Annotated in this window: 32 protein-coding genes, 1 tRNA gene and 1 other RNA gene; 15 read left to right on the plus strand and 19 right to left on the minus strand. The window is 63.1% G+C overall.

The annotated features are described in order from the left end of the window. Position 1 precedes the first annotated feature (1 nt). An RNA gene (gene ffs / locus OKW20_RS06720) (signal recognition particle sRNA small type) lies at positions 2 to 99 on the minus strand. Between the two features lie 64 nt (positions 100 to 163). Between ffs and OKW20_RS06725 the strand changes: the two genes are divergently transcribed. The 4 genes from OKW20_RS06725 to OKW20_RS06740 all read left to right on the plus strand — a co-directional run bounded on the left by OKW20_RS06725 (position 164) and on the right by OKW20_RS06740 (position 2,780). Then, positions 164 to 616, plus strand: a complete 453-nt coding sequence (locus OKW20_RS06725; RefSeq protein ID WP_052201563.1) for an HIT domain-containing protein — start codon at positions 164 to 166, stop codon at positions 614 to 616. Between the two features lie 2 nt (positions 617 to 618). Next, positions 619 to 1,599, plus strand: a complete 981-nt coding sequence (gene nudC / locus OKW20_RS06730; protein ID WP_429171005.1) for an NAD(+) diphosphatase — start codon at positions 619 to 621, stop codon at positions 1,597 to 1,599. Between the two features lie 23 nt (positions 1,600 to 1,622). Beyond that, positions 1,623 to 2,330, plus strand: coding sequence for a helix-turn-helix transcriptional regulator (locus tag OKW20_RS06735; protein ID WP_043611807.1), 708 nt, complete (start codon positions 1,623 to 1,625; stop codon positions 2,328 to 2,330). Between the two features lie 81 nt (positions 2,331 to 2,411). After that, positions 2,412 to 2,780 carry a VOC family protein gene (locus OKW20_RS06740; protein WP_402323650.1) on the plus strand — a complete coding sequence of 123 codons (369 nt, stop codon included), beginning with the start codon at positions 2,412 to 2,414 and terminating at the stop codon, positions 2,778 to 2,780. 63 nt (positions 2,781 to 2,843) lie between these two features. Here the strand turns inward: OKW20_RS06740 and OKW20_RS06745 are convergent, their stop codons facing one another. The 3 genes from OKW20_RS06745 to OKW20_RS06755 form a co-directional block, all read right to left on the minus strand. After that, the gene (locus OKW20_RS06745; RefSeq protein ID WP_064817013.1) at positions 2,844 to 2,981 is read right to left on the minus strand and encodes a DUF1127 domain-containing protein; all 138 of its coding nucleotides are present in this window, start codon (positions 2,979 to 2,981) and stop codon (positions 2,844 to 2,846) included. Between the two features lie 429 nt (positions 2,982 to 3,410). Continuing rightward, positions 3,411 to 4,265 (minus strand): prephenate dehydratase, encoded by an 855-nt coding sequence (locus tag OKW20_RS06750; protein WP_043611803.1) that lies wholly within the window; start codon positions 4,263 to 4,265, stop codon positions 3,411 to 3,413. A 26-nt stretch (positions 4,266 to 4,291) separates the two neighbouring features. Continuing rightward, positions 4,292 to 5,047 carry a 3-deoxy-manno-octulosonate cytidylyltransferase gene (locus tag OKW20_RS06755; RefSeq protein WP_429171007.1) on the minus strand — a complete coding sequence of 252 codons (756 nt, stop codon included), beginning with the start codon at positions 5,045 to 5,047 and terminating at the stop codon, positions 4,292 to 4,294. A 156-nt stretch (positions 5,048 to 5,203) separates the two neighbouring features. Here OKW20_RS06755 and OKW20_RS06760 point away from each other — a divergent pair, with 156 nt between their 5' ends. Continuing rightward, a complete protein-coding gene (locus OKW20_RS06760) occupies positions 5,204 to 5,887 on the plus strand; it encodes a c-type cytochrome (protein ID WP_192448190.1) in 684 nt (227 codons plus the stop codon). Positions 5,888 to 6,035: 148 nt separating this feature from the next. Here the strand turns inward: OKW20_RS06760 and OKW20_RS06765 are convergent, their stop codons facing one another. After that, the gene (locus tag OKW20_RS06765; protein WP_429171172.1) at positions 6,036 to 6,980 is read right to left on the minus strand and encodes an AEC family transporter; all 945 of its coding nucleotides are present in this window, start codon (positions 6,978 to 6,980) and stop codon (positions 6,036 to 6,038) included. 240 nt (positions 6,981 to 7,220) lie between these two features. On the opposite strand from OKW20_RS06765, the gene OKW20_RS06770 reads away from it, so the two are divergent. The 4 genes from OKW20_RS06770 to OKW20_RS06785 all read left to right on the plus strand — a co-directional run bounded on the left by OKW20_RS06770 (position 7,221) and on the right by OKW20_RS06785 (position 10,821). After that, entirely contained in the window at positions 7,221 to 7,502 is a 282-nt protein-coding gene (locus OKW20_RS06770; protein ID WP_043611799.1) for a BON domain-containing protein, read from the plus strand. Positions 7,503 to 7,744: 242 nt separating this feature from the next. Further along, on the plus strand, positions 7,745 to 8,941 hold the full coding sequence (gene cml / locus OKW20_RS06775) for a CmlA/FloR family chloramphenicol efflux MFS transporter (protein ID WP_429171009.1): 1,197 nt from the start codon (positions 7,745 to 7,747) through the stop codon (positions 8,939 to 8,941). Between the two features lie 104 nt (positions 8,942 to 9,045). Further along, entirely contained in the window at positions 9,046 to 9,852 is an 807-nt protein-coding gene (locus OKW20_RS06780; RefSeq protein ID WP_429171011.1) for a MerR family transcriptional regulator, read from the plus strand. A 39-nt stretch (positions 9,853 to 9,891) separates the two neighbouring features. Next, on the plus strand, positions 9,892 to 10,821 hold the full coding sequence (locus tag OKW20_RS06785; protein ID WP_429171013.1) for a hypothetical protein: 930 nt from the start codon (positions 9,892 to 9,894) through the stop codon (positions 10,819 to 10,821). A 176-nt stretch (positions 10,822 to 10,997) separates the two neighbouring features. On the opposite strand, the gene OKW20_RS06790 is transcribed toward OKW20_RS06785, so the two are convergent. The 4 genes from OKW20_RS06790 to OKW20_RS06805 all read right to left on the minus strand — a co-directional run bounded on the left by OKW20_RS06790 (position 10,998) and on the right by OKW20_RS06805 (position 12,752). Next, the gene (locus tag OKW20_RS06790) at positions 10,998 to 11,621 is read right to left on the minus strand and encodes a dihydrofolate reductase family protein (RefSeq protein ID WP_429171015.1); all 624 of its coding nucleotides are present in this window, start codon (positions 11,619 to 11,621) and stop codon (positions 10,998 to 11,000) included. Positions 11,622 to 11,633: 12 nt separating this feature from the next. Next, entirely contained in the window at positions 11,634 to 12,110 is a 477-nt protein-coding gene (locus tag OKW20_RS06795) for an SRPBCC family protein (protein WP_043611790.1), read from the minus strand. Between the two features lies 1 nt (position 12,111). Continuing rightward, positions 12,112 to 12,444, minus strand: a complete 333-nt coding sequence (locus OKW20_RS06800) for an ArsR/SmtB family transcription factor (protein ID WP_192448197.1) — start codon at positions 12,442 to 12,444, stop codon at positions 12,112 to 12,114. Between the two features lie 137 nt (positions 12,445 to 12,581). After that, complete coding sequence (locus OKW20_RS06805; protein ID WP_429171017.1) at positions 12,582 to 12,752, minus strand: hypothetical protein; 171 nt, start codon at positions 12,750 to 12,752, stop codon at positions 12,582 to 12,584. Positions 12,753 to 12,787: 35 nt separating this feature from the next. Here OKW20_RS06805 and OKW20_RS06810 point away from each other — a divergent pair, with 35 nt between their 5' ends. Continuing rightward, complete coding sequence (locus OKW20_RS06810; RefSeq protein WP_429111872.1) at positions 12,788 to 13,186, plus strand: DoxX family protein; 399 nt, start codon at positions 12,788 to 12,790, stop codon at positions 13,184 to 13,186. 29 nt (positions 13,187 to 13,215) lie between these two features. Here the strand turns inward: OKW20_RS06810 and OKW20_RS06815 are convergent, their stop codons facing one another. After that, positions 13,216 to 13,569, minus strand: coding sequence for a MerR family transcriptional regulator (locus tag OKW20_RS06815; protein WP_429111870.1), 354 nt, complete (start codon positions 13,567 to 13,569; stop codon positions 13,216 to 13,218). A gap of 93 nt (positions 13,570 to 13,662) precedes the next feature. Here OKW20_RS06815 and OKW20_RS06820 point away from each other — a divergent pair, with 93 nt between their 5' ends. After that, positions 13,663 to 14,478: an aminotransferase class IV family protein gene (locus OKW20_RS06820; protein WP_429111869.1), complete on the plus strand. Its 816-nt coding sequence runs from the start codon at positions 13,663 to 13,665 to the stop codon at positions 14,476 to 14,478. A gap of 38 nt (positions 14,479 to 14,516) precedes the next feature. Here OKW20_RS06820 and OKW20_RS06825 read toward each other — a convergent pair whose 3' ends face one another. The 3 genes from OKW20_RS06825 to OKW20_RS06835 all read right to left on the minus strand — a co-directional run bounded on the left by OKW20_RS06825 (position 14,517) and on the right by OKW20_RS06835 (position 16,622). After that, positions 14,517 to 15,155 (minus strand): class I SAM-dependent methyltransferase, encoded by a 639-nt coding sequence (locus OKW20_RS06825; protein ID WP_429171019.1) that lies wholly within the window; start codon positions 15,153 to 15,155, stop codon positions 14,517 to 14,519. Between the two features lie 184 nt (positions 15,156 to 15,339). Then, positions 15,340 to 16,212: a sigma-70 family RNA polymerase sigma factor gene (locus tag OKW20_RS06830; protein WP_429171021.1), complete on the minus strand. Its 873-nt coding sequence runs from the start codon at positions 16,210 to 16,212 to the stop codon at positions 15,340 to 15,342. A 104-nt stretch (positions 16,213 to 16,316) separates the two neighbouring features. Further along, on the minus strand, positions 16,317 to 16,622 hold the full coding sequence (locus OKW20_RS06835; RefSeq protein ID WP_052201559.1) for a putative quinol monooxygenase: 306 nt from the start codon (positions 16,620 to 16,622) through the stop codon (positions 16,317 to 16,319). A 166-nt stretch (positions 16,623 to 16,788) separates the two neighbouring features. Between OKW20_RS06835 and OKW20_RS06840 the strand changes: the two genes are divergently transcribed. Then, the gene (locus tag OKW20_RS06840; protein WP_429171023.1) at positions 16,789 to 17,439 is read left to right on the plus strand and encodes a hypothetical protein; all 651 of its coding nucleotides are present in this window, start codon (positions 16,789 to 16,791) and stop codon (positions 17,437 to 17,439) included. A gap of 198 nt (positions 17,440 to 17,637) precedes the next feature. On the opposite strand, the gene OKW20_RS06845 is transcribed toward OKW20_RS06840, so the two are convergent. The 4 genes from OKW20_RS06845 to OKW20_RS06860 all read right to left on the minus strand — a co-directional run bounded on the left by OKW20_RS06845 (position 17,638) and on the right by OKW20_RS06860 (position 19,250). After that, on the minus strand, positions 17,638 to 18,270 hold the full coding sequence (locus tag OKW20_RS06845; protein ID WP_429171025.1) for an ATP-dependent Clp protease proteolytic subunit: 633 nt from the start codon (positions 18,268 to 18,270) through the stop codon (positions 17,638 to 17,640). A 44-nt stretch (positions 18,271 to 18,314) separates the two neighbouring features. Further along, complete coding sequence (locus OKW20_RS06850) at positions 18,315 to 18,671, minus strand: SRPBCC family protein (protein WP_429111865.1); 357 nt, start codon at positions 18,669 to 18,671, stop codon at positions 18,315 to 18,317. Beyond that, entirely contained in the window at positions 18,668 to 18,982 is a 315-nt protein-coding gene (locus OKW20_RS06855) for an ArsR/SmtB family transcription factor (RefSeq protein WP_034804822.1), read from the minus strand. Before OKW20_RS06855 ends, OKW20_RS06850 begins: the two co-directional genes overlap by 4 nt. A gap of 178 nt (positions 18,983 to 19,160) precedes the next feature. Further along, positions 19,161 to 19,250: transfer RNA gene (locus OKW20_RS06860), tRNA-Ser, on the minus strand. Positions 19,251 to 19,633: 383 nt separating this feature from the next. Between OKW20_RS06860 and OKW20_RS06865 the strand changes: the two genes are divergently transcribed. The 3 genes from OKW20_RS06865 (at position 19,634) to OKW20_RS06875 (ending at position 21,941) form a co-directional block, all read left to right on the plus strand. Further along, a complete protein-coding gene (locus OKW20_RS06865) occupies positions 19,634 to 19,951 on the plus strand; it encodes a hypothetical protein (protein WP_429171027.1) in 318 nt (105 codons plus the stop codon). A 39-nt stretch (positions 19,952 to 19,990) separates the two neighbouring features. Continuing rightward, positions 19,991 to 20,644, plus strand: coding sequence for a peptide-methionine (S)-S-oxide reductase MsrA (gene msrA / locus OKW20_RS06870; RefSeq protein ID WP_429171029.1), 654 nt, complete (start codon positions 19,991 to 19,993; stop codon positions 20,642 to 20,644). Between the two features lie 304 nt (positions 20,645 to 20,948). Then, positions 20,949 to 21,941, plus strand: coding sequence for a BMP family lipoprotein (locus tag OKW20_RS06875; protein ID WP_034804831.1), 993 nt, complete (start codon positions 20,949 to 20,951; stop codon positions 21,939 to 21,941). An 81-nt stretch (positions 21,942 to 22,022) separates the two neighbouring features. Here OKW20_RS06875 and OKW20_RS06880 read toward each other — a convergent pair whose 3' ends face one another. Beyond that, positions 22,023 to 22,232, minus strand: coding sequence for a SlyX family protein (locus OKW20_RS06880; protein ID WP_043626575.1), 210 nt, complete (start codon positions 22,230 to 22,232; stop codon positions 22,023 to 22,025). Positions 22,233 to 22,308: 76 nt separating this feature from the next. After that, positions 22,309 to 23,040, minus strand: a complete 732-nt coding sequence (locus tag OKW20_RS06885; RefSeq protein ID WP_429171174.1) for a sulfate transporter family protein — start codon at positions 23,038 to 23,040, stop codon at positions 22,309 to 22,311. Between the last annotated feature and the right edge of the window lie 125 nt (positions 23,041 to 23,165).

Genomic DNA, 23,165 nt, shown 5'->3' on the forward strand with positions numbered 1-23,165 from the left:
GGTGGGAGGCTGGCACGATGACCCGTGCCGGAGCTCGTTGGGGCTGCTTCCTTCCGGACCTGACCCGGTTGGCGAGTGGCTCGTCCACCACCAACCTCCCGGCTTCCATATCGGCAATATCGAAAGCAAATGCAAGCCAAGCCATCAAAAAACTGATATCGATATGCAAAACAAGGCGAATCCGCCATTCTCAATAGCCGAGGAGAACCCGTTGACGACCTTCACCCTCGACGAGCGGCTCGAACGCGACGGCATTCCGATCGCCTCGATCGGGCTTTGCCAGATGCGGCTGATGAACGACCGCCGTTGGCCCTGGCTCGTGCTCATTCCCCAGCGTGAAGGCATTTCGGAGATCTTCGACCTCACCCCGCTCGACCAGACGATGCTGACCTTCGAAACGACCATGGCGGCGACGGCGCTGAAGAAGGTCACAGGCGCCGAGAAGATCAATATCGGCGCGTTGGGCAACATCGTCCGGCAGCTTCATGTGCATATCATCGCCCGCAGCGACGGCGACCCGAACTGGCCTGGGCCGGTCTGGGGCTTCGGCAAGGCGGAGCCGTGGGACGAGAAAGAACATCAGGCCTTCGCAGCCCGCATTCTGGAAAACCTCTGAACATGACGAAATCGATCTTTGACCTTCGCAGCCCGCATCCAGAGCCAAGCACCCTCGTCGCCTTCTCGGAGAATCATCTGGATCGCCAGTCGGAGCACCGCGCCGACGATTGCGTCGAGGTGGCGCTGAAGCACCCGGGTGCGCACTTCCTCGCCTTCTCCGGTCCGAAGCTCATCGTCAAGCATGACGAGAAGATCATCGACCCGCTGTTTGCGCCTTATGAGCTCGAAGGCCTCGAACCCGTTCTCGACGAGACGATCCTGCTCGGCTACCTCGCAAACGGCGAACCCCGGCTGGCCGTGCCGACGGGTCTCACCGAAGAGACGATCACCGAGCCCTTCAAGATCGCCGATGGCCGCACCCTCTATCGCCAGCAGATGCTGCCGGAGGAACTGCTTGGCCAGTTCGCGCAAGGCTCGAGCCTGATTACCTGGAACGCCAACAACCGCTTCTGCGGCCGCTGCGCCGGCCCGATGGAAGGCAAGTCCGGCGGCTACCGCCGGATCTGCACCGCCTGCGGCCACATGGTCTTCCCGCGGACCGACCCTGTCGTCATCATGATGACGATCGACCTTGAGCGCGACCTCTGCCTGCTCGGTCGCAGCCCGCATTTCGCGCCGGGCATGTATTCCTGCCTTGCCGGCTTCGTCGAGCCGGGCGAGACGATCGAAAACGCCGTGCGCCGCGAAACGCTCGAGGAGTCCGGCATTCATATCGGCCGGGTGCGCTACCATGCTTCGCAGCCCTGGCCGATGCCGCACACGCTGATGATCGGCTGCTATGCCGAGGCGAAATCGACCGTCATCAAGCGCGACGAACAGGAGCTGGAGGACGTGCGCTGGTTCACGCGCGAGGAAACGACCGCGATGCTCGAACGCTCGACCGGGGTCGCAGACACCGGCGACGCGCATATTCCGCCACCCAAGGGCGCAATCGCACACCAGTTGATGCGCGACTGGCTCGCCTGGGGCGAGCGGGCGTAGGCGCGCTCTAGAGGAGACCGGCCTTGTCCCGCTCCGAACGGCTGCTCGACCTCCTCCAAGTGCTCCGGCGCTACCGCCAGCCGGTGAGCGGTCAGCGGCTGGCGGAAGAAACAGGCGTCAGCCTCCGAACGCTCTACCGCGACATCGCCAGCCTCCAGGCGCAAGGAGCCGATATCGAGGGCGAACCGGGGCTCGGCTACGTGCTCAAGCCAGGTTTCATGCTGCCACCGATGATGTTTTCCGCCGAGGAGATCGAAGCCTTGGTGCTCGGCTCGCGCTGGGTTTCCAAGCGTACCGACGACGATCTCGCCGGTGCTGCCGCCAACGCGCTCGCCAAGATCGCCGCCGTGCTGCCCGCCGAGCTTCGCGAGGAACTTGACAGTTCGACCCTGCTCGTCGGCCCGAGCCCGCCGGCCACCAACGGCATCGACATCGCGGCGCTCCGGCGCGCGATCCGCAACGAACGCAAGGTGGAACTCGACTACGTCGACAATGACGGCAGCGCGACGCAGCGCACCATCTGGCCCTTTGCACTTGGCTTCTTCGAGAACGTGCGCATGGTCATGGCCTGGTGCGAACTGCGCCTGGACTTCCGGCACTTTCGCGCCGACCGCATGCAGCGGATGGCGGTGACCGAGGCGCGCTATCCCCGCCGCCGGCAGGTGCTGATGAAGGATTGGCGCGCGAGCCAGAACATGGCGGCATCAAAGCGCCAGACGGTCGGCTCCTGACGGGCGCTCATGCGCTGATGCTGACAGAAACTGGCAGCGGCCAGTCCTAGCCTTGGCACTCCCGCAACAAGGAGGAAAACCATGGCCAAGGCAAATCTCATCGTTCTCTACGTCAAGGATCCGCTCGCAAGCGTGACGTTCTACCGGGCGGTTCTCGCGCAGGAACCGCAGGTCGCCTACCAGACCTTCTCGTCCTTCGAGCTGCCGGGCGGTTTCACCCTCGGGCTCTGGGCCGAACATACGGTCTCGCCGGAGCCGGCGGCATCGGGCAGCCGATCGGAACTGGCGTTCATGGTGGAGGACGAGAGCGCGGTGCGCGCACATTACGAGGATTGGAAGGGGAAAGGCCTGCCGATTGCGCAGGAATTGACCGAGATGGATTTCGGTCCGACTTTCGTCGCGCTCGATCCGGATGGTCACCGGCTGCGCGTCTGCCTCTACGATTCTTAAGCGAGAGGGTATGCAGCGCGCATCCCGCCAGCCTGAAGCGGCGGGATGCGCGAATGGTGCGGATTAGCGGCCGTAAACGGCGGCCTGGATCTGCGAACGGGACAGACCGATGTCGCTCAGTGCGTGATCGTCGAGAGCGTTCAGCTCGCGGATCGCACGGCGGGTCTTCGCATATTCCATGATCTTCTGACGGATCTTCATCTTTAAAACTCCTTACTTGACGAGCGTCAAATAGGCATTTGCCTAAAATTTGTGTAGCGCCACGATTGCAAACTAGGCATGCGCCAGACGCGTAGCCGGTTAACGAACTTTTGCCACTTTCGCCCCCGTAGGGCGTGGCGAAACCAATGATTCTCTCGGAGAATCATCGCGGACGGAACGCGCAGGAATTAAGCGTGATGCTGTAAAAATCTTAGCCAGATGGCAGATCCGCGAATATGCGGCGCAAGAAGACCGCAACCATAGGCTTTATTTTGACTAGAAATCAGGCGCACTCGGGACCTGCAGCCTCCAGCTTGAGGGCAAAGCTGCGGGCAAACGAAAGCGACCGCCCCACGGCTTTGCCGGAGGCGGTTGGAGCCTGCCTGCGCAGGCTTTTCTCTCAGAAGTCTGGCGCTGGAGCAGATCTGTTCAGAGAACGCCGCGCATCGGGTGTGCGTTATAGGTTCCGAGGATGCGGACCTTTTCGGAGAAAAAGCGCAGCTCGTCCATGGCGTGGCGCACGCCGACGTCGTCCGGGTGCCCTTCGATATCCGCATAGAACTGCGTCGCCACGAACCGGCCGCCGAGCTGGTAGCTCTCGAGCTTGGTCATGTTGATGCCGTTGGTGGCGAAACCGCCCATGGCCTTGTAGAGCGCTGCCGGGATGTTGCGGACATTGAAAACGAAGGTGGTGATGATCAGCTCTTCGTCGCTGGTCCGGGATATGCGCTGCTCTTCGCGGGACAAGACGACGAAGCGGGTGACGTTGCTCTCGGTATCCTCGACATTTTCAGCGATGATTTCGAGGCCATAGAGATCGGCGGCCAGCCGCGGCGCGAGCGCTGCCATCGAGCGGTCGCCCTTTTCTGAAACGAGCTTTGCCGCGCCGGCGGTATCGCCGGCGACGACTGGCTTCCAGCCGTTGGAACGCACGATCTTGCGGCATTGACCAAGCGCATGGATATGGCTGTGCACGGTGCGGATCTCATCACGGGTGACACCCGGAAGCACCATCAGCTGGAAGCGGATCGGCATGAAGTATTCGCCGACGATGTGCAGCCGCGATTCCGGCAGGAGGTGATGGATGTCGGCGACGCGGCCGGCGATCGTGTTCTCGATCGGGATCATCGCCAGATCTGCGTCGCCGTTCTCGACCGCGACGAAGGCATCCTCGAAGGTCTGACAGGGCAACGGCTCCATCGACGGGAACATGTCGCGGCAGGCCATGTCGGAATTGGCGCCATAGTCGCCCTGGAAGGAAATCCTGTTGGTCTTGGCGGTCACGGTAGCGTCCTTCTCAGGTTCTGATATCAGCGGTTACGGGCGGACAGGATGCGGCGGGCCTTTTCCAGCTCCACCGGGGTGTCCACACCAAGCGGGACCGAATCGACGATCTCGACATCGATGCGCATGCCGGCTTCGAGCGCACGCAGCTGCTCCAGCGATTCGCGGCGCTCGAGCACGGAGGGCCGAAGCGAGACGAAACGCTCCAGCGCCTGGCGGCGATAGGCATAGAGCCCGATGTGGTGATAGAGCGGGCCTTCGCCATAGGGCGCGGTCGCGCGGGTAAAATAGAGCGCGCGCAGGCGCGTGTCCGAAAGCGGCGAGCCGACGACCTTGACGATGTTCGGGTTGGTCTTCTCGCTCTCTTCGGTGATCGCCACCGTCAGTGTCGCTATATCGGTGGCGGCATTTTCGAGCGGGTTCAGCGCCGCGCGGATCGATGCTGGCTCGACCGTCGGCAGGTCGCCCTGGACGTTGATGACGATCTCGGCCCCGCCGTTCGGATCGGCCTTCTGCAGCGCTTCGTAGATCCGATCGGAACCGGACTGGTGGTCGATGCGGGTCATGATCGCTTCGAAGCCGGCCTCGCGCACCACGTCGAAAACCTGCTGGTCGTCGACGGCAACGACGACGCGGCCGACGTCCGCTTCCTGCGCTCGGGTCGCTACCTGGACGATCATCGGCAGGCTGCAAATGTCGGCGAGCGGCTTTCCGGGTAGGCGTGTCGAAGCCATGCGCGCCGGAATGAGCACGATGACTTTACCTGAATTTTCGCGATTCATGATCTGGCCTTCAAAAACCCCGCCGAAAGTGTCAATAAGTCTCAGTTAGGGGCCGATAATCACTGTTGCAACGCAGAGCCAAAAGACATAGGTTCCGCGCGATTTCAAGATAGGCCGGGTTTTTGTTTGCGCCGGTGGCAAAGGGAGCGTTTGCAGATGAATTCATATGTGAACATGGGCGTGGGCGCCTTTCTGGGAACGGTCTTCGTTCTGATGTCCGTGTCCATTGCATCGGAAGGCATTTTCCATTCCGAAGCTCCCGAAAAGGAAGGCTTTACGATCGTCGCCGAAGAAGGCACGTCTGAAGCCGGTGCCGGCGGTGCCGCAGAAGTCGAAGTCGACATCAAGCCGCTGCTGCTCAAGGCCGATGCTTCCGCTGGTGAAGCCGTGTTCAAGAAATGCGCAAGCTGTCACACCGCCGACAAGGGCGGCGCAAACAAAGTCGGTCCGAACCTCTGGGGCCTCGTCAACCGCCCGATCGCTTCGCATGAGGGCTTCAGCTACTCGGCCGGCATGAAGACGTTTGCCGAAGGCGGCAAGGTCGTCTGGGACTACGACCACCTCAGCTACTTCATCGAAGCACCGAAGAAGCACGTTCCGGGCACCGCCATGGGCTTTGCCGGCGTCAAGAAGCCCGACGAGCGCGCCAACCTGATTGCCTGGCTGCGCGAGCAGGCCGACGCTCCGGCCGCACTGCCGGACGCATCCGCCGGTTCTGCCGAAGCAGCTCCGGCTGCCGGCGAAGCAGCTCCGGCTGCTGGCGCCGAAGGTGCAAAGCCGGCCGAAGCCCCGGCAACCGAGACCAAGCCGGCCGAAGGCCAGCCGGCACCGGCGCAATAAGTTCAGCGGTCGGAAACGACCCTTTTGCTAAAAGGCCCGGCTCGCGCCGGGCCTTTTTCGTATCCGGGGACGCGACGGATGGTGCGCACGGACCGTTGGGACGGATCCCCCCCTCTCCGGCGAAACAGTTTGCCGGAAAGTGCGACAATCACATCAGCAGATAGGCCCAGACCGAAACGCTGACGACGCCGAGCGCGGTCGTCAGCGTGATCGTCGAGGACGCCAGCCCATGGCCGACATTGAAATGATTGGCGATCAGCCAGGCGTTCACACCCGTCGGAACGGCCGACGTCAGCACCAGCGCCGTCGTCCAGTTGTCGTTAAGGCCGAGCAGGTGGCAGCTCGCATAGACAACCGCCGGCATGACGACGAGCTTCAAGGCGCTCGTCACCGAGGCGAGCCCGAGATTGCCGGCAAGGCCGTATTTATCCAGCGCCATGCCGATCGAGATCAGCGCCGCCGGTGCTGCCATCGACGCCAGCTGATCGACGACGGTCTTGACCGGACCGCCAAGCGGCTGGCCGACAAGATGGAAGGCGGCACCGCAGGCAAGGCCGATCACCAGCGGGTTGCGCACCAGATTGCGGGCGACCCCGGCCAGGAGCTGCAGCGGGCTCTGCCCCGGCTTGCCACCGGCGCGCCGCTCCGCACGCTCCATCAGCAACGTGCCCGCGATCATCATGACCGGCAGATGCACCGAAAGCAGGATCGATATCGCAACGATGCCCTCCTCGCCGACGATGCGCGACACCAGCGGCAGACCGATGAAGACCGTGTTGGCGAAGGCAGAGGAGACGCCGGCGAGAACCCCCATGCGCGCATCCCGCTTGAAGACGAGCGTCGTCGCCACGTGTCCCAACGTCCAGGTGACCGCAACGCCCGAGAAATAGGCGACCCAGAGCGGCCAGGGCGAACCGTCCTTGAAATCCGCGTCGGCGATCGTGCGAAACAGCAGGATGGGCACCGCGACACGAAAGACGAAATCGCCCAAGGCTTCGCCGACGGCGGGTTTCAGGTACTTCAGGCGCACCAGCAACCAGCCGGCAAGGATCAGGATGAAGATGGGCAGGACGTTCTGGAAGATATCGGACATGCGCGGGCCCTGGATCACGATGGCCTTGGAGCGGATCGATCCAAGATCTTCGAGGTCGGTTGTCATGAGGTGAGCGGGAGCCGGGCGGAAGACCGCAGATGCTTTCCTCTTCCCGCTCCTGGAGTGGTCCTGCCAGCAATAACGTTGTTCGCACCTGCGCCGCAAGCGCGCGAACAGCCGGCAGAGAGAGGGGAACATTCACAGCCCGCAGGCGTTCCGAAACAGCATGAGGAACGAGCCATGCCGACAGAGAAGCCGATATACGCACATAGGGACGACGATCCGCATCTCACCGACGATGCGCTCGCCGACAAGGTGCTGCGCTACATCCAGTATGCGGCGATGATCGATACGCGCGACATCTCGGTGATGGCGCTCGGCGGGGTCGTTGTGCTTTCCGGCCATGTGGCACAGGCATCCGACATCGCCTGTGCCGGCGACGCGGCAGCATCGGTGATCGGCGTCACCAGCGTCGAGAACCGGCTGGCAGTGACGCCGGGCGCGGGCGAGGCTGATAGCTGAGCGAGCAGTTGCCGTGCGGAAATCCGGATGATAGGACATGCCGGCATGAGATTTCGGCAGGCTTGGCGTTACCGCCAGAGAGCCGCCATAGGAGCCGCAGATGAGGACCGACCCGTCAGCAACCAGGTAAGCCGCAACAACGGTTGAATAAGTTGTTGCGGCGTCTGTCGGCTCACTCTCAGAACAATTGATGAAGTGGCAGATCGCCGCCGAATGTTTTTCATTTGCGCGGATGTTTCATCATGCCCAATCGTAATTCCCCCACCTGGTCCTACGCGCTGCCGGCAGCCCTTCTGCTGATGGCGCCCTTCGACATCCTGGCGTCGCTCGCCATGGACATCTATCTGCCCGTCGTGCCCGACATGCCGGCCATTCTCGGCACATCGCCGGCAGTCGTCCAGCTCACGCTCAGCCTTTACATGCTGCTTTTGGGCCTGGGCCAGCTGCTGTTCGGCCCGCTGTCCGACCGCTTCGGCCGCCGTCCCGTGCTTCTCAGCGGCGCAACGCTGTTTGCCCTGTCGTCGCTGGGACTGGCGGCAACCACCTCGGCGCCGGTCTTCGTCGCCTTGCGGCTCGTCCAGGCGGCCGGCGCGTCGGCCGCGCTGGTCGCGACCTTCGCGACCGTGCGCGACGTCTATGGCGCGCGTCCGGAAGGCGTGACCATCTATGGCCTCTTCAGCGCCATGCTCTCCTTCGTGCCGGCACTCGGGCCGATCGCCGGCGCGCTGATATCAGGCGCTTTCGGATGGCAAGCGATCTTCGTGACGCTCGGCGTGCTTGGCCTTGCGGCACTCGGCCAGGCCTTGCCGCGCTGGTCCGAAACCCGGCCCGACGCTGCCGCACCCGCGAAGCCGAGCTTCATGCCCATGCTCGCAAGTGGCGCCTTCTGGACCTACACGCTTGGATTCAGCACGGCGATGGGCGCGTTTTTCGTGTTCTTCTCCACGGCGCCACGCCTGCTCATCGATCGCGCCGGCTATTCGCAGCTGGGTTTCAGCCTGGCCTTCGCCACCGCTGCCGTCGTGATGATCATCGCCACGCGCTTCGCCAGGGGCTTCGTCGCCCGCTACGGGACCGCCGGTTGCCTGACCCGCGGCATGGCCCTAATCATCCTCGGCGGGCTGCTGCTTGGCGCGGGCGAAGTCTTGGCCGCTCCGTCGTTCCAGAGCTTCGTGCTGCCGATGTGGGTGATCGCCTTCGGCATCGTCATGAGTGCCTCCGTCACCGCCAATGGAGCGCTCAAGGCCTTCGATGCCATCGCCGGGACGGCGGTCGCGCTCTACTTCTCGATCCAGAGCCTGATCGTCAGCCTTGTCGGCACCGGCGCCGTGCTGCTGCTTGGTGGCGATACGGCCTGGCCGCTCGTCGGCTATTGCCTCGGCATGGCGGCGATCACGCTGCTGGCGCTGGCGTTTCTCGACCGGCGCGAAAATCGATAGCCTTGCCCCTCCCGGAGCGGTCGCCTGCTCCGGGAGGTCTTCAACAGGAAAGACGGCAACGTGCCCCTTGACCTCGCCCCTGGGGCTGGCCCCAGACTACCTTCATGACCGATTCCTACTTCCTTGCAGGCCGCTTCGGCGCCGCCACACGATTGTCGCCGAAAGCACTCAGGCTTTATGCCGAGCAGGGCCTGCTGGTGCCTGCCCATGTCGATCCCGCGACCGGTTACCGCTATTACGCCGCCACGCAGGCAAGCCGCGCCAGGCTGATTGCCCGGCTGCGGCAGCTGGGTCTGCCTATCGCCCGGATCGCGCGGCTGATCGATCTTCAGCCCGACGTTCGCCTCGCGGAGCTGCGCGCCTGGCTGGAGGTGCAGAGCAAACGGCTCGAGGATCAGCGCGAGCTGGTGGAGGCAATCATCCGGCAATCGAGCGGTGGCGACGATCCGCTGGTTAGGGCCGTTGCCGTGCGCGACGTCGCGCCTTCGAAAATCGTCTATCGCCAGCATCATGTAACGGTGGACGCGCTCGACGCCTTCACCCAAAGCGCCGAAACGGAGATCCGCAGCTATCTTGCGCAATCGGGCAAGAGCGACGACGGGCCGATGACGCTGCATTTCCACGAGCCGGTCAATCACGACGGCAAGGGTCTCGTCGAGGTCGCGATCGGCTATGACGGCAGTCTCGAACCCACTGGTGATCTGCGCATCCGCCTTCAGCCGGCAGGACGCGAAGCGTTCCTGGCCGTGGCCGAACCGTTCGAAACCTTTCCGGCCGTGCTGCGCGTCTATGACGCGATCGAAGCCTGGTTCGAGCAAAGCGACGATCTCAGCTGCTTCGGCAGCCCTTACGAAATCTATCCCGGCAGCGGCGGTACCCGCTTCGATGTCGCCTACCCCATCGTGCGCTAACCCAATCCCCGCACGCCCCAATCACTCAAGGACCAACCGATGCAGCACTTTTCCTATGTGGGCTCCGGCCCCTATTGCTACGCCAACTCGTTTGCAATGATGTTCGGCGAAGCCGCGCCCTCGACCTCGACCATCGAACTTGCCACCGGCAGCCCCTTCGGCATGCAGATCGTCGGCGGCACGCTGCCGTTCTTCGACCCCTATGGCTGGGATCCGGAGGCCGGGTTCGACGGCGCGCTGCAGGCGCTCGGCTGGACGTCGCAGGTCAGCAGCGGCGGCGAGCCCGAGGACGCACTTTCCCGCCTGCGTTCGGCGCTGAAGGATGGCCCCGTCTGGGTCGGCCCGGTGGAGATGGGGCATCTGAGGCACCAGCCCGGCATGACCGGGCCGATCGAGGCCGATCACTACGTCGTGGTCCTCGCGATCGACGAGACGCGCGTGCTGATGCACGACCCGCAAGGATATCCCTACGCCTCCCTGCCGCTTCACGATTTCATGACGGCCTGGGGCGCCGAGACGCTGAGCTACGGCGACCCCTACACCATGCGATGGGGATTCTCCCGCGTCGCCGACGTGAGCGAGGTGGAGGCAATTCGCGCCTCGGTGCCGGCCGCGATCCACTGGCTCTCGATGACCACGGACCGGCTGGTGCCGACGGGCAGCCTTGGCAATGCCGACGCAGCCGAAGCGCTCGCCGCTCGGATCGAAGACCATTGCGACAAGAACCTGCGGGCTCACCTCGTGCACTTCGCCGTTCGTGTCGGTGCCCGCCGCGCCGGCGACGCGGCGTCCTGCCTGGCGCGGGCAGGCCTTGCGAAATCCGCCGCCATCGCCGGCGAACAGGCGCGGCTGATCGGCGCGCTGCAGTATCCGCTGGTCCTGCGCAGGGATGCCGAGGCGGCCGAAAGCCTGCGCCTTCTGGCGCCGACCTACGACCGGCTGCTCGCCGCCCTGCAAGCCGGGGAGTGAACTTACAAGCCGCGCAGTCCCGGACGGAAAACCGCTGCGCACTTTTCCTGGAATTCGCTCGTTTGGCTGGCGCAATTCCGGACGGAAAACCGCTGCGCACTTTTCCTGGAATTCGCTTGTCTTGCTGGGCGCAATTCCGGACGGAAAACCGCTGCGCACTTTTCCTGGAATTGCTTTTAGGCAATGAGCTCCGAGAAGCTTTTCGGTCGCGCCGACTTTGCGTCGCGCACCGTCTCGTAGTGGAGCCCGACGACGCCGTTGTCGTAGTGTTCGCTGCCGATCAGCCGCAGCTCGTTCTTGTCGCGCAGCCGGGCGAACCATGGTTCGCCCGGCGATACGACCGGGTAGACGAAGAAGTGGTAGCGATCGACGAGGCCGAGGCCGATCACCGTCTGTGCCAGGCTCGCGCCGCCGGACAGATGGATATCCCGGCCGGGCTCAGCCTTCAGGTCGGTCAGGAAGCGCGAGAGCGCCGCATCATCAGGAACCACCGCCTGCTCGGCGTTGTGCCAGGGGCTGATTGCCTGCTCACCGGTGCGGGAGAACACGATCTTGCGATAGTCGTGCATGCGCCCTGCCATCACCCGGTTGGTCTCGCCGCCCGCCTCGTCGTTCAGTGCGCCCGGCCAGTAGCCGACCATCTCCTCATAGGTCGTGCGGCCGACCAGAACCGTATCGTAGCCGGCGTAAAGGCGGTCGATCGCCCGGTATTGTTCCTCAACCACCGTGCCCATCCAGGCAAGCGGATCGTCCAGGCGGCCATTCAGCGTCGTCATCATCTGCAGCACGATGTTGCGCATGGGATCGTCTCCTCAGTGGGTTTGCTCGACGAACCGGGCCAGTTGCTCGGCGACCGTTCCCCAGCCGTCGTGAAAGCCCATCTCCTCGTGCATCTTCCGGTCCGCGCCACTGCGGTGCATCACATGGGCGGCGTACTCCGTACCGCCAGGATGATCGCTGAGGGTGATGATCGCCGTCATGAAAGCGTTTTCCGCCGGGCGCCAGCCGGCAAGCAGCGTGTCGGTGAAGACGATGCGCGAGAGTTCGTCGACCGCGAGAAAGCAGGCATCGATATGCGGCACGAATGCGCCGCCGCCTTCGCTGATCCGCGTCACGAAACTGCCGCCGGGCCTGAGATCCATGTCGATCACCTTGCATCTTGCCGGCTCGGGAACCCACCACTGTTCGAGCCGCGTGGGATCGCTCCAGGCGCGCCACACGGTCGCGCGCGGCGCCTTGATGACGCGGGCCATCGTCAGGTCGAGTTCAGGATCGGGAGAGCGGGTCATGTCATTCCTCCTCGTGTTCAGTGACGAATTTTTCCAGCCGGTCGGCACGGCCTTCCCAGAGCGCGCGCTGCGCCGAGAGCCAGGTTTCGACTGCAGCGAATTGCGCCTTCTCGATCGCGCAGGTGCGCACCCGGCCCTGCTTGTGCGTGCGGATGAGCCCGCTGCCTTCGAGGAAGTGGATGTGCTTCATGAAAGAAGGCAGGGCCATGTCGAAGGGCCTGGCGAGATCGCTGATGCTCGCCGGACCGCCGCCGAGCCGCGAAAGCACGGCACGCCGGGTCGGATCGGCGAGCGCCTGAAAGATCACGTCCAATCGGTCTGAATACTGTTCCATAAGGCTAAGTATCATGCGCAAATACTTAGCGCAAGAGCTAACTATTGATCGACGCGAAGCCACCGGCGGCAGCCAATTTGTCACATCGCCGTTTTCTTGACCTCAAGCGTGGTTGAGCTTCTACAAACCCCGTCGGTTCAATAGGACAAGGGGGCCGACGTGGCATTCAAAAACCAGATGAGGACTGAAAATACCGGGACCGGCACCGCATCCGCGGGCATCGCCGAGCCCGGCGGCGCATCGAACGCCGCCGACTGGCTCGCAGGCCTCGCCACCGGGCCGGCATTGCCAAGTGCAAGCGCGCGCAACGCCTCCCTCCTCACGGCAAGGAAGGAATGATCCGATGTCCGGCCCTATCGCAAGCATTCTCGATTCGCGCGCCTTCGGCATCCTCGCCCGCGTGCTGCTGACGCTCGTTTTCTGGTCGAGCGGCCTTGCCAAGCTCTTCGACTTCAACGCCAACGCCGCGGTCATGGAAGGCTTCGGCCTGGCGCCGGGATGGCTGTTCAATGCGGCGACGCTGATCCTGCAGATCGGCGCCTCTCTCCTGATCATCCTCAACCGCTGGGTCTGGCTTGCCGCCGGTGCGCTCGCCGTCTTCACGGTGCTGACGGTCCCGATCGCCCATCCCTTCTGGCTGAAGCAAGGCGAAGAGGCCTTCCGCGACATGACCGTGGCGCTGGAGCACGTCTCGGTGATCGGCGGTCTGGCGCTGGTATCGATCCTGTCGCGCAAACGTTGAACGTCAACGAAGACGGCTCGTCGGGCGGCTCAACCTTCGCCTATCTCGGCCAGGAAGCTCGTCAGCACATTGTGGTTCTGCGCCAGCTTTTCCGTCCTTTCCTCGACGAGGCGGATCTGCTGGCGCAACGTCACGCGCAACTCGTCGCAGGGCTCGAAAATCGGCCCCTCGCCGCGCACGCAGGCCAGGAACTGCAGGATCGTCGGAAGGGTCATGCCGCCGGCCCCGAGCAGCTTGATGCGCTCGACGGTGCGCACCTCCGCCATGTCATAATCACGATAGCCGCTTTCGGTGCGCTCCGGCTTCAACAGACCTTCCGCCTCGTAGTAGCGCAGCATCCGGATGCTGACGCCGGTGCGTTTCGACAGCTCGCCGATCTTCATGCAATCACCCTTCAACACACCCTTGACTCTGACAGCGCTGTCAGACCTTAAAGCTATGGCTCCCTTATGCAAACCGCACCCAGGAGCAAAATCATGGCGACCGAAACCCACCATTATCCGGCAACAATCGACGGCCGCCCGGCCGACGCGGCGGAGCTGACAGCGCTCGCCTTCGCCGGCTTCGCGCACTTCACGGCGATCCAGGTCCGGGACCACAGGATCAAGGGCCTGGACCTGCATCTCAAGCGCCTGCACGGCGCCTCGATCGAATTTTTCGGCCGTGCCGTGCCCGAAGAAACCCTGCGCGCCCGCATCCGGGCCGCGGTCGACGCCGGCCCGGCCGACCAGTCCCTGACCGTCACGGTGTATTCGCCGGATGGCGAGTTCACCGCCGACAGCATGCAGGGAGACCTCTCGGTTCTTGTGCGCAGCGGCCCGCCCTCCAACGGGCCGAAGGGACCGCTCAGGCTCGCCGTCGTCGAGCACGAACGCCCGCTCGCGACCATCAAGCACGTCGGAGAATCCGGCAAGACCTATTACCTGCATCAGGCGATCAGGCAGGGCTTCGACGACGCCGCCTTCATCGACCGTCGAGGGCACCTCAGTGAGGCGACGATCTGGAACCTGGTCTTCTGGGATGGCGAAACCGTCATCTGGCCCAAAGCCGAGATGCTGACCGGTACGATGATGGGCACGGTCCAGCGCCAACTCGAGCGCCTCGGTGTTCCTCAGCGGCAGGAGGAAATCACCCTCGACCGGCTGCAGACGCTCTCCGGCGCCGCGGTGCTCAATTCCTGGACGCCTGGCATCGCCGTCAACGCCATCGGCTCGACGGCGATCCCGGACGCGGAGGCGTTTATCAGCCTGCTGCATCGGGCACATGCCGCCGAACCGGCTGCGCGCGTCTAGGACGCATCAAGACCGGGGCCGCACCGCCGCTCCGGTCTTCAGCGCTTGCGGGCGACGATGTAGGGACGGTTGTCGTTGCTCGCCGATGCGTGATTTTCCGCCGACAGAAGTTCGAAGCCGGCGGCGACAATGTGCCGGCTGAGCTCGGCCGCACTGAAGGCTCCCGCATAGGGCGCCAAGCCGACCGCCCGCATCGCCGGCAGCAGCAAGAGCCGGACGAGCGGGTTCATGTCGCCGACGCAGGGCGTCTTGGAGATGAACACCCCCCTGGAGGCAAGCAGGGTGTGAATTTTGTCGAGCGTGGCGGGCAGGTCGCGCACGAGATGCAGGTAGTTGAAGCCCAGCACCGCATCGAACTGTCCGCGTTCGGCCGCAAGCGTTTCGGCCGTCGCGGTGCGAAAGGCGAGGTTCGGAACCAGATCGACGGCATATCTCTCCCGGGCAATGGCGATCATCTCGGTCGAAAAATCGGTCGCAAGATAATCGCGCACATCGCCCGCCAGCCGAAACGCCGTCGTTCCCGTGCCGCAACCGAGTTCAAGCACCCGGTCGTCAGGCAGAAGCAAGGCGCGGGTGCGGTCGAGCGTGTGTTCATAGGCGGCCGGGTCCGCGATCGTTCCCTTGGCGTATCGCCGCGACGTCCGGTCCCAGAAACGCGCGTCGCTCGCCAAACTCATGCTGCCTCTCCCCAGATCGCAACCAGTTCCCCTCGCGATGCTCGGAGCCGGTGCCACACCGGCCAGAGAAACTTGCCGAGTCCCAACGGCTAGCGACACCAGCGAAGGTTCAGCAGTAGCGCGGAACCGTCAACACTTGGCGAAGAACCGCCCCTCAATCGGCAGAGAGCCGCTCTCCCTCAGCTCAAGCCAGCCGAACCCAATCGACGGTTTCAAGCACATAGGGGGCGAAGAGAAAATCGCGGATCGCGCCGATCTCGTCGCCGCGCCAATCGAGAATGACAAAGTGCACCGGCTTTTCCATCGGGCCGACACTGTCGAAAACCAGCATGGCCGGCCGGCCTTCGATCGCCCCCAGCGCAAAACGCCACCGCGTCTCCTGCGCGTAGCGGGTGAAATAGCGGCCGATTCCCTCGCGGCCCTCCAGCTTCAGCCTGTTGACCAGCTCAAGCTTCACATCATCAGCCAGCATGGCGCGGATGGCATCGAAGTCTCCGCCCTGAAAGAAGCGCACGAAGCTTGCCATTTTTTGCCGGTTCGCATCGGACATCAGCGGCAGCCGCATATCTTCCGGGCGTTGGGCCAGCTGCCGGAGCGCCACCCTGGCGCGCTGCAGCGCCGACTTGGCCGCCGCCGGCGTGCAGTCGGCGATACCGGCGATTTCCTCGATCGAATGGCCGAGGACATCTTTCAGGATCACGGCGCAGCGCTGAAGTTCCGGCAGCTGCAGGAAGGTTTGAAAGCCGACCGCGACGATGTCCGCCTCGGGCAGCGGCGCGTCTTCCATGTCATCGAAAAGCGGGACGATCTTGTGCCGGGACCGTCGGCGCAGAAAATCGAGGCTGGTGTTGTGGGCGATGCGCAGCAGCCAGCCTTCGAGATTGTCCACTTTCACGCCATCCGCCCGTGCCTGCACGGCCTTGATCAAGGTGTCCTGCAGCACGTCCTCGCCATCCACGGCCGAGCCGGTCATGCGCGCGCAATAGCGGTGCAGCCGCGGCCGGAGTTCCCTCAGCCGATCCTCGAAGTCTTCTGCATTCATGGTATCGAGTTCCATCGGGATATCTCCAGGCGTCCGGTTCGGACGATAGCGTGGACGGAAGAGAATGTCCGCTGCCTGACCGATCGCGACCGGTCCTGGCAGCGGACTACCGTGCAGCGTCACCTGTTATCGCTGAGGACCACCTCGCCGACGACCGATTCGAGGCTCGCCAGTTCGAGGATCTGCGGGAAATAGGCCTTCATCCTGGCATCAGCGCGCATCGCCTCGACGGCCGCGGGCGTCTCCCATTCCGAATAGATGATGACACTTGTGCCGTCCCTGGCGGCAATCAGCCGGCTCGTCCGCCAGCCATCGAGCGTGCGGATGACGGTGTCGATGTTGCGCTTCAGAAGCGCGATCAGCTGCGCCTGCTTGCCGGGTTCGACCTTCAGAACGTTGACGAGAGTGACGGGTGCAGTGGTCATGGTGCTTCTCCTTCGTTGCAGATGCAGCAAAGACGAAGCGAAGAGGCGAAACGGATCGCGCGCGCGAAGAATTTTCCCCAGCCATGCTTCATACCACTTTTAGGCGAATTTCGACCAGAGTTGCGATGCGCTAATCTCAACCTCTGAGAGAATTGGAGGCTGAACGATGTTTCTGAGCGAGAGTACGTTCCGGGAAAACGCGCTTGAGATCATCCAAATCGAGGGCGAGGGGGAATATCTGTACAACCGTGAGCTCCTTATAACGGAGGATGACGGCTACGTTGTCATCCTGATCGAGAAGCTGCGCGGCCTCGTCTACACGCGCAACACTCCCGAAAATTTGGCGGGCGATCGGCTTCGAGACAGGGTGGAGCTCTATATTCTTCGGGCGGGGCCCGCGATCGAAAGCTTCAAACTGTCGATCAAATCCCATGCCGGCTCGGCATTTCGAGCCACCGTCGGCTTTTTCAAGAAGGCATTTCACGAGGCCAAGGAAGAGTTCTCCTGCAAACTTTGCAAGGCATTGTGCAAGCTCGTTGTATCAGCCCTTCTGGCGAATCTCGGCATTCCATACTTTGATCCGGAAAACGCCGCGGCCGCCATCAATCTCTCCGAACATCAAGATTTGATTGCAACGGCTCTGACCGACCCCAGCCATGCGCTTAATCCGCTCCTCGCAGAAGTGATGGGAAAGATCGAGGGGCCGCTTCTAGAGACCATACGGGATGTTCTGGCGGTGGCCAATTGGTGGCTCGACGTAACGGACCGGCTCTATGGGCGCGCCTGCGCGATGGTGGGATGCTGTCAGGCGGAGTGAGCTCGAACTGAGGCGGAGCCTAACCTCGACCGAGAGATGCTGACCCAAATCTTGGATACGGGATGTTACATATCTGCGGGCCACAGAGGACACGCGCCCTCTACACAGACATACTCCCTCGACGGAGCAGTGTTCCCAGACGGCTTGTGCGGAGACCATCCGTTATCGGCCGATAGCCCGCCCGACAGAGACCGACCGTCAGAGAGCAAAGCCGCCTGCGTCCACCGGCTCGCCGTCGTCGCGAACCTTGAGGATGGTGTCGATCAGCCCCCACTCCAGAGCTTCCTCGGCGGTCATGAAACGGTCCCGGTCCATGGCGCGCTCGAACTCCTCGTAGGTCCGTCCGCAATGTTCCGCATAGAGGCGCGTCATGCGCTGCTTGGTGCGAAGGATCTCTTCGGCATGGATCTGCATGTCGGATGCCTGACCCTGAAAACCGCCCGATGGCTGGTGCACGAGGATGCTGGCATTGGGCAAGGCGGCCCGCTGTCCCGGCGTACCGGCCATCAGCAGAAACGAACCCATGGAGCGTGCGGTCCCCATGCATAAGGTATGCACCGGTGCCCGGATGTAGCGCATGGTGTCGTACATGGCGAAACCGCTGGTCACGACGCCGCCCGGCGAATTGATGTAGAGATGGATGGGCTTCTTGGGGTTTTCCGCTTCGAGAAGAAGCATCTGGGCGCAGACCAGCGCGGAGACCGCGTCGTTCACCTCACCATTGAGAAAGATGATTCGCTCGCGCAGCAGGCGGGAATAGATGTCGAACGACCGCTCTCCACCATTCGACTGCTCAACGACCATAGGGACGAGTTGCATCGCTTCGCGCATCGGCGAACTCCATTTATCCAGAGTTTGTGGGGAGGCCCGTCGGCTTAAGCGGCGAGCAGGAGGGTATCGTTGTTGTTCGCGGCCGTCCTGGTCACGCGACCGCTGCGAACGTTCGGGAGTTCGTGGACGATCCGCAGCCTGGTTCTGTCGGCACCGATCGGCGCGACCCGGAAGGTGACGGTACTTTCGAGATACGGAGCCTCGGTTTCGCGCAGCCTGTAGCGGACCTCCTCTCCAGGCACGACAACGGCGCCTTCGGGATCAGCCAAGGCCTCCTTCGGTAGCCAGTTTTCGCGAAATGCCGGGATGCTGATCGCGCGCCAGACCTTCTGCGGCGCCTCGTCGAGTTCGTATTCCAGCTCGAGGCTGTCTCCGTTCGGGGCGCTGCTTTCACGGTTCATTGGTCCATATCCTTCAGCAAGATCTTGAGCGCTTCGATGCGAGCCGGCCAGTAGGCACGGTATTTCGCGAGCCACTGCGCAATTTGGGCCAGTCCGTCCGGGTCGACTTCGTAGTTTACGAACCGGCCTTGTCGCTGCTCCTTCACCAACCCGGCACTCCGCAACACCGAAATGTGCTGGGACATCGCCGGCTGGCTGATGTCCATGCCTTCCCGCAAGGCGCTGGCATTCATGCTTCCGTCGGCAAGCTTCTCGAAGATGGCGCGGCGCGTCGGGTCAGCCAGAGCTCGGAATATCTCGTTCTCGATCATGACCAACACATAAGCACGTACTTATCTCAATGACAAGCGCACTGTTCAGCAGGAGGAAAGGATCGGGCTTTTGCGCGCCGCAAGATGCAGTCAAGGCGCCGCAGATCGATACCTGCCAGCAGACAGGAATGGGTAGTGCTGTGAAGGCATTGGCACGGGAAGCAGAACAAGGGGGAGATGGCGGACAGAGAGGGATTCGAACCCTCGATACGCTTTCACGTATACACGCGTTCCAGGCGTGCGCCTTCAACCACTCGGCCACCTGTCCATCCGTCAGCAGCCGACGGTCAATCCGGCTGGATGGGAAGGGCGGGGCCCTTCGGCGTCAACCAGCTTAGAACCGGCGGACGCGCGTCTATATACCGATGATTTGCCCGGGATCAACTGCTTTCTGACAGATTATTGACATCTTGTGACGCGAGCGGGTTTCCGGTTCCCATTGTGCACTCCGGGCAAGGGGCTTATCTCTTGCGTCAGGGCGCGCCCGATGCGTCCGGCCGGTCTCGGCCACATCCTCCGGCCTGCCAGGTTGCCGCATATTTTCATTGCCGGGCCTTGTCCGAGGCACGGGCGATCGGAGAAGATGCGGCGGGCTGACGCGCCGGGCCGATGACTGGGCGCCAGCCAGCGAATTGAAGGGAATGCCGTGCGATGCGATTTCTATTGAGGCTGGCGAGCGCCGTCGTATTGTTTGCCTCCGTGCTTGCCGGTGCCGTCGACGCGATCCAGTCCGTCGCCGCATCGGAACTGGTGATGACGTCGCTCGGCGACGACCTGGAGGCGCTTGGCGCCGACACGGCAAGCTGGGTCCAGTTTGCCCAACGTTCCGATACAGCACCGACGATCTGGCACGGGATGCTGCATTGGCTGCTGCAGCAGCCGGCCTTCGCGGTGCTGGCGCTGATCGCCCTCATCCTGTGGATGGCCGGATACAAGAAGCGGCCGGCGGCTGGACGGTTCGCCGCCTGACGCGGCGCGGGCCACCTTCGCACCGAAAGGAGTATGCTGATGTTCCTGATCGACATGTTCAACAAGAAGACGATCATGCCGGACGCGCAGACGGCGCTGCCGGGCCGTGACGCCGCGATCCCGACGGCCGAGACGCATTTCGTCTCCGGGCGGCCGTTGAAAGGCCCCTACCCCGATGGCACCAAGCGCATCCTTCTGGGCATGGGCTGCTTCTGGGGCGCCGAACGATTGCTGTGGAACATCCCCGGCGTCCACGTGACGGCGGTCGGCTACGCCGGCGGGCTGACGCCGAACCCGACCTACCAGGAAACGACAACCGGGCTTACCGGCCATGCCGAAGTGGTCCTGGTCGTCTATGATCCGGAAAAGGTGAAGCTCGCGAGCCTGCTCAGGACTTTCTTCGAGGAACACGACCCGACGCAAGGCATGCGCCAGGGCAACGACATCGGCACCACCTACCGCTCGGCGATCTATGCCTATGATGACGAGCAGTTGGCCGAAGCCAAGGCCGCGCGCGCCACATTCCAGACCGCGCTGAAGCACGCCAACCACGGCGGCAGGGTGACGACCGAGATCGGCATGGCAGGCCCGTTCTATTTCGCCGAAGACTACCACCAGCAATATCTGGCCAAGAACCCCAGCGGCTATTGCGGCCTGCGCGGCACCGGCGTCAGCTGCCCGATCGGCCACTAGACGCATACCCCCCGGGTGGTATCCCGCGTGCGGTCGCGATACCCACAACCCTGAGGCCGCGCCGGACCGGTCTGGACACCTCGCCCGGATCTCAAAAACGCAACAGAACCGGTGCCTTACGGGTGCCGGTATCCGTGGCTTCAATTTTTACCATCTGAAAAATTTTGAGTGTTTTTTTGCCGTGACCGTGCAAGGATGCGCCACCCTAGCCCCAAGGAGAAGGGGGTGGGTTCCGCAGACAGGCTTCCTTCGGGGAGCCGGCGGGAGGACCCAATAAGATCAATAGCGACAACAGGGCTGCACGATGAAAAAAACAATTCTCGGTCTCTTTGCCTTTTCGATGATGTCCGCGACGGCACTGGCCGCCGACATCAAGCCGGCGATCATCTACGATCTCGGCGGCAAGTTCGACAAATCCTTCAACGAGGCTGCCTTTAACGGCGCCGAGAAGTTCAAGACAGAATCGGGTGTCGAATACCGCGAGTTCGAAATCGCCAACGACGCCCAGCGCGAACAGGCGCTGCGCCGCTTCGCCAGCGACGGCAACAGCCCGATCGTCATGGCCGGCTTCAACTGGGCGGCTTCGCTCGAAAAGATCGCCCCGGAATATCCGGACATCAAGTTCGCGATCATCGACATGGTCGTCGAGAAGCCGAACGTCAAGTCGGTCGTCTTCAAGGAACAGGAAGGCTCCTACCTCGTCGGCGTTCTCGCCGGTCTCGCTTCCAAGTCGAAGACCGTCAGCTTCGTCGGCGGCATGGACGTTCCGCTGATCCACAAGTTCGCCTGTGGCTACGTTGGCGGCGCCAAGTCGACCGGCGCTGATGTCAAGGTTCTGGAAGCCTACACCGGCACGACGCCGGACGCCTGGAACGACCCGGTCAAGGGCGGCGAAATTGCCAAGTCCCAGATCGACCAGGGCTCGGATGTCGTCTACCACGCAGCAGGCGGCACCGGTGTCGGCGTTCTGCAGGCAGCTGCGGACGCGGGCAAGCTCGGCATCGGCGTCGATTCGAACCAGAACGCCCTGCAGCCGGGCAAGGTCCTGACCTCGATGCTGAAGCGCGTCGACGTCGCCGTCTACGAAGCCTTCACGGCGGCCAAGAACGACAAGTTCGAGTTCGGTATTTCCAACCTCGGCCTCAAGGAAGATGGCGTCGGCTACGCGCTCGACGACAACAACAAGGCGCTGATCACGCCTGAGATGCTCGACGCAGTGGAAAAGGTGAAGGCCGAAATCATTGCCGGCAAGGTCCAGGTCCACGACTACATGAGCGACGAGTCCTGCCCCTACTAAGAGCAGCGCTTGCGTCATGAAAAAGGCCGCCGGTTCGTTGGACCGGCGGCCTTTTTGTTTGTCCTGGCGCTGTCGTGGCGATCAGTAATGCGGCGGCTTCGTAATGGCCGGCGCGTCGAGCGACTGCTCTTCGAGCGTTAGGAACCTTTCGGTCAGCCGGTCGAGCTTGGCGCGGGTCTGCTCGACCACCTTCCACTGCTCGGCAAGCTGATCGGAAAGCTCCTCGATAGTTTTGGCCTGGTGGGCCACGGTCTCCTCGAGGCGGGTGATCCGTTCGTCCGTGTTGCTCATTCCTGCAAACTCCATGGGCGCGCGGCGCCGTTTGCCGGCAGATTGGCCACCGCCGGACTTATGTCAAGCAAGAGCCTTACGCCTTCGCCGCGACATGCAGCGAGAACCCGGGATCTTTCGCCGAGAGCCGCTTGTGCAGATGCACCATCAGGCCGGCGGCAAAGAGCGGCGTCAAAAGGTTGACGAAGGGTACCGCCAGGAAGCCGGCGAGCAGCAGCCCGGCGAGAAAGACGGTCGAGCGATGCTTTTCCCGGAAGAGCCGCGCCTCCGCCGGCGCGCGATAGCGCATCGCCGCAAACTCGAAGAATTCGCGGCCGAGCAGATAGCCGTTGACCAGGAAGAAGGCGACGAGATTGACGCCCGGAACGAGCAGCAGCACGAGCGCCAGGAGGTTGCCGAGGATGACGACGCCCAGGAACTTGAGCGAGCCGGCAATCGCCTCGCCGAGCGGCAGCGGCCGGCCCGGGGGCTCGTTCGGATAGTCACGCTTCTCGATGACATCGGCGACGTCGTCGAGGAAGAAGCCGGCGATGAGCGCGGTGACGGGGGCAAGAAGCAAGGCGAGCACAAGGGCCAGGCCAAGGCTTGCGAAGATGCCGAGCACGAAGGTCAGCCAGCCGGCCCAGACGGGCGTGCCCGGCATCAGCGTGTCGACCCACGGCAAGGCCAGCCAGATGAACACTTCGCGCACCGCAAACCACAGGGCGACAAGCGCAAGGATCGTCAAGCCCAGCACCTTCCAGAAGACCGATCGGGTCTCGGGTGCAAACAGGTTGGCAAGCGACAGCCGCGCCGCGTCCAGGATCATCATCGCTCTCCAGCATGGGCCAAGGTTCGATGGTGCATGTAGGCAGAGGCGCTACCGGCGACAAGATCGTTCCGGCAGACACCCGTCTTTATGCAAGATTCATGCACCTCATCTAAGGGAAGCAT

Source organism: Ensifer sp. LBL, from assembly GCF_050435225.1.
Lineage (GTDB): Bacteria > Pseudomonadota > Alphaproteobacteria > Rhizobiales > Rhizobiaceae > Ensifer.

Bases quoted from the DNA above. Each gene is read 5' to 3' on its own strand.
- OKW20_RS06725 (WP_052201563.1), top strand. From the start codon at position 164: ATGCAAAACAAGGCGAATCCGCCATTCTCAATAGCCGAGGAGAACCCG.
- nudC (WP_429171005.1), top strand. From the start codon at position 619: ATGACGAAATCGATCTTTGACCTTCGCAGCCCGCATCCAGAGCCAAGC.
- OKW20_RS06740 (WP_402323650.1), top strand. From the start codon at position 2,412: ATGGCCAAGGCAAATCTCATCGTTCTCTACGTCAAGGATCCGCTCGCA.
- OKW20_RS06745 (WP_064817013.1), bottom strand. From the start codon at position 2,981: ATGAAGATCCGTCAGAAGATCATGGAATATGCGAAGACCCGCCGTGCG.
- OKW20_RS06755 (WP_429171007.1), bottom strand. From the start codon at position 5,047: ATGAATCGCGAAAATTCAGGTAAAGTCATCGTGCTCATTCCGGCGCGC.
- OKW20_RS06760 (WP_192448190.1), top strand. From the start codon at position 5,204: ATGAATTCATATGTGAACATGGGCGTGGGCGCCTTTCTGGGAACGGTC.
- OKW20_RS06765 (WP_429171172.1), bottom strand. From the start codon at position 6,980: ATGTCCGATATCTTCCAGAACGTCCTGCCCATCTTCATCCTGATCCTT.
- OKW20_RS06770 (WP_043611799.1), top strand. From the start codon at position 7,221: ATGCCGACAGAGAAGCCGATATACGCACATAGGGACGACGATCCGCAT.
- cml (WP_429171009.1), top strand. From the start codon at position 7,745: ATGCCCAATCGTAATTCCCCCACCTGGTCCTACGCGCTGCCGGCAGCC.
- OKW20_RS06780 (WP_429171011.1), top strand. From the start codon at position 9,046: ATGACCGATTCCTACTTCCTTGCAGGCCGCTTCGGCGCCGCCACACGA.
- OKW20_RS06785 (WP_429171013.1), top strand. From the start codon at position 9,892: ATGCAGCACTTTTCCTATGTGGGCTCCGGCCCCTATTGCTACGCCAAC.
- OKW20_RS06790 (WP_429171015.1), bottom strand. From the start codon at position 11,621: ATGCGCAACATCGTGCTGCAGATGATGACGACGCTGAATGGCCGCCTG.
- OKW20_RS06795 (WP_043611790.1), bottom strand. From the start codon at position 12,110: ATGACCCGCTCTCCCGATCCTGAACTCGACCTGACGATGGCCCGCGTC.
- OKW20_RS06800 (WP_192448197.1), bottom strand. From the start codon at position 12,444: ATGGAACAGTATTCAGACCGATTGGACGTGATCTTTCAGGCGCTCGCC.
- OKW20_RS06810 (WP_429111872.1), top strand. From the start codon at position 12,788: ATGTCCGGCCCTATCGCAAGCATTCTCGATTCGCGCGCCTTCGGCATC.
- OKW20_RS06815 (WP_429111870.1), bottom strand. From the start codon at position 13,569: ATGAAGATCGGCGAGCTGTCGAAACGCACCGGCGTCAGCATCCGGATG.
- OKW20_RS06820 (WP_429111869.1), top strand. From the start codon at position 13,663: ATGGCGACCGAAACCCACCATTATCCGGCAACAATCGACGGCCGCCCG.
- OKW20_RS06825 (WP_429171019.1), bottom strand. From the start codon at position 15,155: ATGAGTTTGGCGAGCGACGCGCGTTTCTGGGACCGGACGTCGCGGCGA.
- OKW20_RS06830 (WP_429171021.1), bottom strand. From the start codon at position 16,212: ATGGAACTCGATACCATGAATGCAGAAGACTTCGAGGATCGGCTGAGG.
- OKW20_RS06835 (WP_052201559.1), bottom strand. From the start codon at position 16,622: ATGACCACTGCACCCGTCACTCTCGTCAACGTTCTGAAGGTCGAACCC.
- OKW20_RS06840 (WP_429171023.1), top strand. From the start codon at position 16,789: ATGTTTCTGAGCGAGAGTACGTTCCGGGAAAACGCGCTTGAGATCATC.
- OKW20_RS06845 (WP_429171025.1), bottom strand. From the start codon at position 18,270: ATGCGCGAAGCGATGCAACTCGTCCCTATGGTCGTTGAGCAGTCGAAT.
- OKW20_RS06850 (WP_429111865.1), bottom strand. From the start codon at position 18,671: ATGAACCGTGAAAGCAGCGCCCCGAACGGAGACAGCCTCGAGCTGGAA.
- OKW20_RS06855 (WP_034804822.1), bottom strand. From the start codon at position 18,982: ATGATCGAGAACGAGATATTCCGAGCTCTGGCTGACCCGACGCGCCGC.
- OKW20_RS06865 (WP_429171027.1), top strand. From the start codon at position 19,634: ATGCGATTTCTATTGAGGCTGGCGAGCGCCGTCGTATTGTTTGCCTCC.
- msrA (WP_429171029.1), top strand. From the start codon at position 19,991: ATGTTCCTGATCGACATGTTCAACAAGAAGACGATCATGCCGGACGCG.
- OKW20_RS06875 (WP_034804831.1), top strand. From the start codon at position 20,949: ATGAAAAAAACAATTCTCGGTCTCTTTGCCTTTTCGATGATGTCCGCG.
- OKW20_RS06880 (WP_043626575.1), bottom strand. From the start codon at position 22,232: ATGAGCAACACGGACGAACGGATCACCCGCCTCGAGGAGACCGTGGCC.
- OKW20_RS06885 (WP_429171174.1), bottom strand. From the start codon at position 23,040: ATGATCCTGGACGCGGCGCGGCTGTCGCTTGCCAACCTGTTTGCACCC.